The organism is Mycobacterium sp. NGS58 (assembly GCF_059812385.1).
On the sequence record NZ_JCALCO010000023.1, the window covers coordinates 93,972 to 101,242 of the forward strand.

Annotated in this window: 7 protein-coding genes; 1 reads left to right on the forward strand and 6 read right to left on the reverse strand. The window is 67.8% G+C overall.

Going from position 1 to position 7,271, the window contains the following annotated elements; translation table 11 throughout:
- Window positions 1-31 precede the first annotated feature (31 nt).
- The 5 genes from gatB to gatC all read right to left on the reverse strand — a co-directional run bounded on the left by gatB (window position 32) and on the right by gatC (window position 5,824).
- Window positions 32-1,546 (reverse strand): Asp-tRNA(Asn)/Glu-tRNA(Gln) amidotransferase subunit GatB, encoded by a 1,515-nt coding sequence (gene gatB / locus AC5Y4H_RS20435; protein ID WP_499984416.1) that lies wholly within the window; start codon window positions 1,544-1,546, stop codon window positions 32-34.
- A 65-nt stretch (window positions 1,547-1,611) separates the two neighbouring features.
- Window positions 1,612-2,610 (reverse strand): MinD/ParA family ATP-binding protein, encoded by a 999-nt coding sequence (locus AC5Y4H_RS20440; RefSeq protein ID WP_499984419.1) that lies wholly within the window; start codon window positions 2,608-2,610, stop codon window positions 1,612-1,614.
- A gap of 291 nt (window positions 2,611-2,901) precedes the next feature.
- Window positions 2,902-3,933: an ATP-dependent 6-phosphofructokinase gene (locus AC5Y4H_RS20445; RefSeq protein ID WP_499984421.1), complete on the reverse strand. Its 1,032-nt coding sequence runs from the start codon at window positions 3,931-3,933 to the stop codon at window positions 2,902-2,904.
- A gap of 104 nt (window positions 3,934-4,037) precedes the next feature.
- Window positions 4,038-5,528: an Asp-tRNA(Asn)/Glu-tRNA(Gln) amidotransferase subunit GatA gene (gatA, locus tag AC5Y4H_RS20450; protein WP_499984424.1), complete on the reverse strand. Its 1,491-nt coding sequence runs from the start codon at window positions 5,526-5,528 to the stop codon at window positions 4,038-4,040.
- Complete coding sequence (gene gatC / locus AC5Y4H_RS20455) at window positions 5,525-5,824, reverse strand: Asp-tRNA(Asn)/Glu-tRNA(Gln) amidotransferase subunit GatC (protein WP_499984426.1); 300 nt, start codon at window positions 5,822-5,824, stop codon at window positions 5,525-5,527. Before gatC ends, gatA begins: the two co-directional genes overlap by 4 nt.
- A gap of 110 nt (window positions 5,825-5,934) precedes the next feature.
- Between gatC and AC5Y4H_RS20460 the strand changes: the two genes are divergently transcribed.
- Window positions 5,935-6,591, forward strand: a complete 657-nt coding sequence (locus AC5Y4H_RS20460) for an ACT domain-containing protein (protein ID WP_499984428.1) — start codon at window positions 5,935-5,937, stop codon at window positions 6,589-6,591.
- A gap of 270 nt (window positions 6,592-6,861) precedes the next feature.
- On the opposite strand, the gene AC5Y4H_RS20465 is transcribed toward AC5Y4H_RS20460, so the two are convergent.
- A partial coding sequence (locus AC5Y4H_RS20465; RefSeq protein WP_499984430.1) for an HNH endonuclease signature motif containing protein occupies window positions 6,862-7,271 on the reverse strand: 410 nt, incomplete at its 5' end.

A 7,271-nucleotide genomic window follows, 5' to 3' on the forward strand; every position in this document is an offset into this window, starting at 1 on the left:
TCTCGCATCGTTGTGGCGGACGATCAGCCCGCTAGCCCTGGCCGCAGGCGGCCAACACCAGTTCGCGCACCCGTGCCGCGTCGGCCTGGCCGCGAGTGGCCTTCATCACCGCGCCGACGATCGCGCCGGCCGCGGCGACCTTGCCGCCGCGGATCTTCTCTGCCACATCGGGATTGGCGGCCAACGCCTCGTCCACCGCGGCCTGGGTCACGGAGTCGTCGCGCACCAGCGCCAGGCCCCGGGCGGTCACCACTTCTTCCGGCTCGCCCTCCCCGGCCAATACACCCTCGACCACCTGGCGGGCCAGCTTTGTCGACAGCTTGCCTTCGTCGACCAGCGCCACTACCGCGGCGACCTGTGCGGGCGTGATGCCCAGCTCATTCAGCGCCACGTTGGCCTCATTGGCCTTCTGCATCAGGAAGTTTCCCCACCAGGCGCGGGCCTGCTCGCTGGACGCGCCGTGCCCGATGGTCTCGGTGACCAATTCGATCGCACCGGCATTGACCAGGTCGCGCATCACCTCGTCGGAAATGCCCCACTCGTCCTGGATGCGTTTGCGGCTCAACCACGGCAGCTCCGGAATGGTTTGGCGTAGCTGCTCGATCAGTTCCCGGCTGGGCGCAACGGGCTCCAGGTCCGGCTCGGGGAAGTACCGGTAATCCTCGGCGGTCTCCTTGGTGCGGCCCGGACTCGTGTAGCCGCCGGCCTCATGAAAGTGCCGCGTTTCCTGGATGATTCGACCGCCGGATGCCAAAACCGCGGCCTGGCGCTGCATTTCGTAGCGCACCGCCACCTCGACACTTTTCAGTGAGTTGACGTTCTTGGTCTCGGTCCGGGTGCCGAACGCGGTCGTCCCGATCGGCTTCAAGGATACGTTGGAGTCACACCTCATGGAGCCCTGATCCATGCGGACGTCGGATACGGCCAAGGCGCGCAGCAGATCTCGCAATGCCGTTACATAGGCGCGGGCGATCTGCGGCGCCCGTGCCCCGGCACCTTCGATGGGCTTGGTGACGATCTCGATCAATGGCACGCCGGCGCGGTTGTAGTCGATCAGCGACGTGGTAGCGCCGTGGATTCGGCCGGTCTCGCTGCCGATGTGGGTGAGCTTGCCGGTGTCTTCCTCCATGTGTGCGCGCTCGATCTCGACCCGCCAGGTGGTGCCGTCCTCCAGCGGGGCCTCCAGGTAGCCGTTGACGGCGATGGGCTCGTCGTACTGCGAGATCTGGTAGTTCTTGGGCTGGTCCGGGTAGAAGTAGTTCTTCCGGGCGAAGCGGCACCACGGCACGATCTCGCAGTTCAGCGCCAGCCCGATGCGAATGGCCGACTCGACCGCGCTCTGGTTGAGCACCGGCAGCGACCCCGGCAGACCGAGGCACACCGGGCACACCTGAGTGTTGGGTTCGGCGCCGAATGCGGTGGTGCAGCCGCAGAACATCTTGGTGACGGTGGACAGCTCCACATGCACCTCGAGGCCGAGTACCGGATCGAAACGCGCGATGACGTCGTCGAAGTCCATCAGATCGGCGCTGGCGGCAACACTCATGCGCTCGATCCTAGTGGTGATCGCGAGCGCGGCGGCGCCGGGCGAAGCGGGTCCTTGCGCAGGGATTACGCCACCGGGAATCGGTCGGGCTGCCCTTCCCTGCCCGGGAACATATCGGACAGCACGGCCGCCATCTCCAGATAGCTGCGACGGCTCTCCTTGCTCATCCGGTCCAGCGCGATCTTTCGGCCATCGTGCACATGCCGATCGAATGGCAGCACCACCGTGGCACCGACGCGCGCGGACAGTCGGTCGAGTTCGGTGACCGCCACACCGTCCACCTTGGCTGGCTCGACGTGATTGATGGCCAGCACGGTCCACTGCATCAACGATTGATACCCGTTGTGGCACAACCACTCCAGTGTGTTCCGGGTCTTACGTACCGCATCGATGGCGGGGCTGGTGACCACAACCAGGGCCCGCGATTCCGGTAAGACAGCGTCCATCACAGCGGAATTGAGCGTTTTGACACAGTCGACCAATACCAGTGAATACTGGTTGCGCAGCATCGAGAAGGCTCGCAACATGTCGCGGCGCTCCAGTCGCCAGTCGGTGTCCGGCAACCCGAGCACTTCCAGCCCAAAGCCGTTCATGTAAGTCAGCGCCCGGATGTCCTCGTATTGCGCCGCCGGGTTGCCGTGCAGCAAGTCGGCCAGGCTGTGCGGGTTGCGGCGGCCGTGGCGCTCCGACAGGTCTCCGGCGTCGATGTCGAGGGCAAGCACTCTGTCGTCGCGCACGGCGGCGAATGTCGACCCGAGCGCCTCCACTACCGCCGTCTTGCCGACCCCGCCCTTGAGGTTGAGTACGGCGATAGGGAACGCGCCGCCGACGTTCGCGCGGATACGCTGCCGCAGCTCGGCCACATAGGCCGCGTCTTTGCCCGGGCCGATCTCAATCCCGGTGAAGCGATGAAGCAGCTGCCGCCAGTTAAATCCCTCGGCGTCCGTGTTGTGCATGTCGAAGCGGTCCAGCGCCGTCGCGCCCAGCGTCGGCTCGGGACGTGGCGGGGACGGCGCCCGCCGAGGCGGCGGCGCGGCGGGCGCAGGTTGCGGCGGTCCGTCCATCTGCTGGTTCGGACCGCGGGACTGCGGCACCGTGGACGCTGAGGAGTCACCCTCGCCGCGCCACTTGTGCCAACCCGGCGTGTGGTTCGGCGGGCTTGGCTGCGCCGCCGCTCTCGCGGATTGTCGAGTAATTCCGCGAGTCGAACCGCGGTTATTCATACTCCCGGTATAACCCCGAAGCGCCGTTTCGGAAACCACCAAACTGCGACAATCGCGAACCACCTGGCCCATCAGCGGGCAAATTCAAGCCTTGGTTCACTCAGATCCACCGATTGTTTGCTCTGCGCCGTGTTAACCGAAGAACGCGGCCGCGTCGTCATAGCGGCTTTCCGGCACCAGCTTGAGCTGACGCACCGCGTCCGCCAGAGCCACCCGGCCGATGTCCTGCCCGCGCAGCGACACCATCTGGCCGTATTCGCCGGCATGCGCGGCGTCGGCCGCGTTCACCCCGAACCGGGTGGCCAGTACCCGGTCGTAGGCGGTCGGGGTGCCGCCCCGCTGGACGTGGCCAAGCACGGTGACCCGGACGTCTTTATTGATCCGCTTCTCCACTTCGGCGCCGAGCTGGGCGGCCACGCCGGTGAACTTCTCGTGGCCGAATTCGTCAATCCCGCCTTCCCGCAACGCAATCGATCCAGGGATGGGTTTGGCGCCCTCGGCGACGACGCAGATGAAGTGCGAATCTCCGCGCTGGAAGCGCCTTTTGACGAGGCGACATACCTCTTCGACGTCGAAGGGTTGCTCGGGGATCAGCGTCATGTGCGCGCCCGACGCCAGGCCGGCGTTCAGCGCGATCCAGCCGGCATGGCGGCCCATCACCTCGACCAGCATCACCCGCTGGTGCGATTCGGCGGTGCTGTGCAACCGGTCGATGGCGTCGGTGGCGACGGTCAACGCGGTGTCGTGACCGAAAGTCACGTCAGTACAATCGATGTCGTTGTCGATCGTCTTGGGCACACCAACCACGGGCACGTTCTCCTCCGAGAGCCAGTGCGCGGCGGTCAGCGTGCCTTCGCCGCCGATCGGGATCAGGACGTCGATCCCGTTGTCGTCGAGGGTCTGCTTGATCTGACTCAGCCCGGCCCGCAGTTTGTCGGGATGCACCCGGGCGGTGCCCAGCATGGTTCCGCCCTTGGCAAGCAGGCGGTCGTTGCGGTCGTCGTTCTGCAGCTGGACGCGTCGGTTCTCCAGCAATCCGCGCCAGCCGTCCTGAAATCCGACCACCGACGAGCCGTATCGGGAGTCGCACGTTCGCACCACTGCCCGGATGACCGCGTTGAGCCCGGGGCAGTCGCCGCCTCCGGTGAGCACTCCGATCCGCATCCCCTCATCTTGCCTGGGGCGGCGGCCTTATGGCGTGATTAGCCGGCGACACTCCCCACGGTGGCGACCCGCTTCGCCCGGCTGCGCCGCGCTCGCGATCGCCACTACCCCACGGTGCGCGCCGACGGCAGCGGTCCGCGGGCCGCCTCGTAGGCGGCGCCGACCCGGTAGAGCCGGTCGTCGGCCAGCGCGGGCGCCATGATCTGCAGGCCGACCGGCAGGTCGTCGTCCGGCGACAGGCCGGCGGGCACCGACATGCCGCAGTGGCCGGCCAGATTCAGCGGCAGCGTGCACAGATCGAACAGATACATCGCCAGCGGATCGTCGACCTTCTCACCCAGCCGGAACGCCGTGGTCGGGGTTGCGGGCGACACCACCACGTCCACCGAACGATAGGCCTCGTCCAGGTCGCGGGCGATCAGGGTACGCACCTTTTGCGCCTGGTTGTAATAGGCATCGTAGTAACCGGCCGACAGCGCATAGGTGCCGATTATGATGCGCCGCTTGACCTCCGGCCCGAAGCCGGCGGCCCGCGTCATCGCCATGACTTCCTCGGCGCTGTGGCTGCCGTCGTCGCCGACCCGCAGCCCGTAGCGCATCGCGTCGAAGCGGGCCAGGTTGCTCGACACCTCCGACGGCAGGATCAGGTAGTAGGCGGCCAGCGCGTAATCGAAGTGCGGGCAGTCAACCTCGGTCACTTCGGCGCCCAGGGCGGTCAGCTGCTCGACGGCGGCCTCAAAAGCTCTGAGCACGCCCGGCTGGTAACCCTCGCCCCGCAGCTGCTTGACCACACCGACGCGCACGCCCTTGAGGTCACCCGCCGCGCCCGCTTTCGCGGCGCCGACGACATCGGGCACCGCCGCGTCGACGGACGTCGAGTCGCTGCTGTCGTGTCCGGCGATCACCTGGTGCAGTAGAGCGGTATCGAGCACCGTGCGCGCGCACGGGCCGCCCTGATCCAGAGACGACGCGCACGCCACCAGGCCGTACCGCGACACCGTGCCGTAGGTGGGCTTGACTCCCACGGTCGCGGTGAGCGCGGCGGGCTGCCGGATGGAGCCTCCGGTGTCGGACCCGATGGCCAGCGGGGCCTGGAACGCGGCCAGCGCGGCGGCGCTGCCACCCCCGGAGCCGCCGGGCACCCGCTCCACGTCCCAAGGATTGCGGGTCGGGCCGTAGGCGGAGTTCTCGGTCGAGCTGCCCATCGCGAACTCGTCCATGTTGGTCTTGCCCAGGATCGGGATTCCGGCGGCGCGCAACCGCGAGGTGACTGTGGCGTCGTACGGTGAACGCCAGCCCTCGAGGATCTTGGATCCGCAGGTCGTGGGCATGTCGACCGTGGTGAAGACGTCTTTGAGCGCCAGCGGAACGCCGGCCAGCGGTGACGGAAGCCGTTCCCCGGCGGCCACCGCCTCGTCGACGACGGCGGCCGCGCCCAGCGCCTCGTCGGCCGCCACGTGCAGGAAGGCGTGGTAGCGGTCGTCGGTCGCCTGGATCTGGTCCAGGCACGCCTGGGTGACCTCGACCGACGACACCTCTTTGGCGGCGATCCGGGCGGCAAGCGTGGCGGCGTCGGACTGGATGATCTCGTTCACTCGCTGTCTCCGAGGATCTGCGGGACCGCGAAGCGGCCGTCGACAGCCTCGGGCGCCTCGGCCAGCGCTTCGGCCTGCGTCAGACACGGTGTCGGCTCGTCGGGCCGGGTGACGTTGACGTCTTTCAGCGGGTTGTCGGTCGCTTCGACGCCGGTGACGTCGACCGCCTGCACCTGGCTGACGTGGGTCAGGATGGCGTCAAGTTGGCCGGCGAAGCTGTCGAGCTCGCTGTCGGTCAGCGCCAGCCGAGACAGCCGAGCCAGGTGCGCTACCTCGTCGCGGGAGATCTGGGACACGATCCGAAAGCCTAGCCGCGGGCGCAGGGCGCGCCGCACGCCCGTTGCCGATCGCGCGGGTGAGTCGAGCCGAAATGCCGTCGACACATCCTTATGCGACAGTGTTGGCCGTGCCCTCCTATCTGTTGCGCATCGAGCTTGTCGACCGGCCGGGAAGCCTGGGGTCGCTCGCGGTGGCGCTCGGTTCGGTGGGGGCCGACATTTTGTCGCTCGACGTCGTGGACCGCAGCTCGGGCTATGCGACCGACGACCTGGTGATCGAACTGCCGCCGGGGGCGATGCCGGACGCACTGATCACCGCCGCCGAGTCCCTGTCCGGTGTCCGGGTGGACAGCGTGCGTCCGCACACCGGCCTGCTGGAAGCGCATCGTGAGCTCGAGCTCCTCGACCACATCGCGGCGGCCGGCGGCAAAGCGGCACGACTACAGGTTCTCGCCAACGAGGCGCCCAAGGTCCTGCGCGTCAGCTGGTGCACGGTGCTGCGCAGTTCGGGTGGCGAGCTGCAGCGCCTGGCCGGCAGTCCGGGAGCCCCGGAGACGAAAGCGGACTCGGCCCCGTGGCTGCCTTTGGAGCGGGCCGCGACTCTGGATGGCAGCGCCGAGTGGGTGCCGGAGGCATGGCGCGACATGGACGTGACGATGGTCGCGGCCCCGTTGGGTGACCCGCACACCGCGGTGGTGCTTGGCCGTCCCGGCCCGGAATTTCGGCCCTCGGAGGTCGCCCGGCTCGGTTACCTCGCCGGGATCGTCGCCACCATGCTGCGCTGACGAAGCGTTACCCCATTTTGATCGGTGAAGGTCATCTCACGGGGCGGTCCGGCAGCCGCGCTGTTGCCGCATTCGGGCGGGTGTTGACTCTCGACTGTCCGCAATTACTCACCACCGAAATAATCGCGGGTCTGGCTGATCGGCCTGCAGATCGGCGCTCGTAACTCGCTGTCGCGCTGGCACGCTGGACGCGGCTCAAGACGTTTCCTTGACACCCCAACATATTTGGTCTTCGACGCGTTGCCGTGGTGGCCGGTTCCGGTAACTCGGCTAGTTGTTTGTGGGTGGTGGTTGGGGTTGGAAGGGTTGATACCACCACCAGTGGGCGCGCTCGCCGGTCGGTCCCGGACACGGCGCCACCGCGGGCGGGGGCTGGGTGGGTGGGCGTGCCAGTGATCCCGGGCTCAGCAAGCGGCCGGAGCTGTCGGTGACCGTCAGCGCGCCTGGGGGTCCGGTGATGGTGAGCACGCCGCGATGGTGCAACCGGTGATGATACGGGCACAGCAGCACCAGGTTGGCCAACTCGGTGGGGCCGCCGTCCTCCCAGTGCCGCAGGTGATGGGCGTGCAGACCACGGGTGGCGCCACAACCGGGCACCACACAGGTGCGGTCGCGATGCTCCAGCGCGCGGCGCAGCCGCCGGCTGATCAACCGGCTCACCCGTCCGGCGCCGATGGGCT

What these genes read in the sequence shown, in the direction of transcription:
- AC5Y4H_RS20440 (WP_499984419.1), bottom strand. Translation starts at nt 2,610, where the DNA reads ATGGACGGACCGCCGCAACCTGCGCCCGCCGCGCCGCCGCCTCGGCGG.
- AC5Y4H_RS20445 (WP_499984421.1), bottom strand. Translation starts at nt 3,933, where the DNA reads ATGCGGATCGGAGTGCTCACCGGAGGCGGCGACTGCCCCGGGCTCAAC.
- gatB (WP_499984416.1), bottom strand. Translation starts at nt 1,546, where the DNA reads ATGAGTGTTGCCGCCAGCGCCGATCTGATGGACTTCGACGACGTCATC.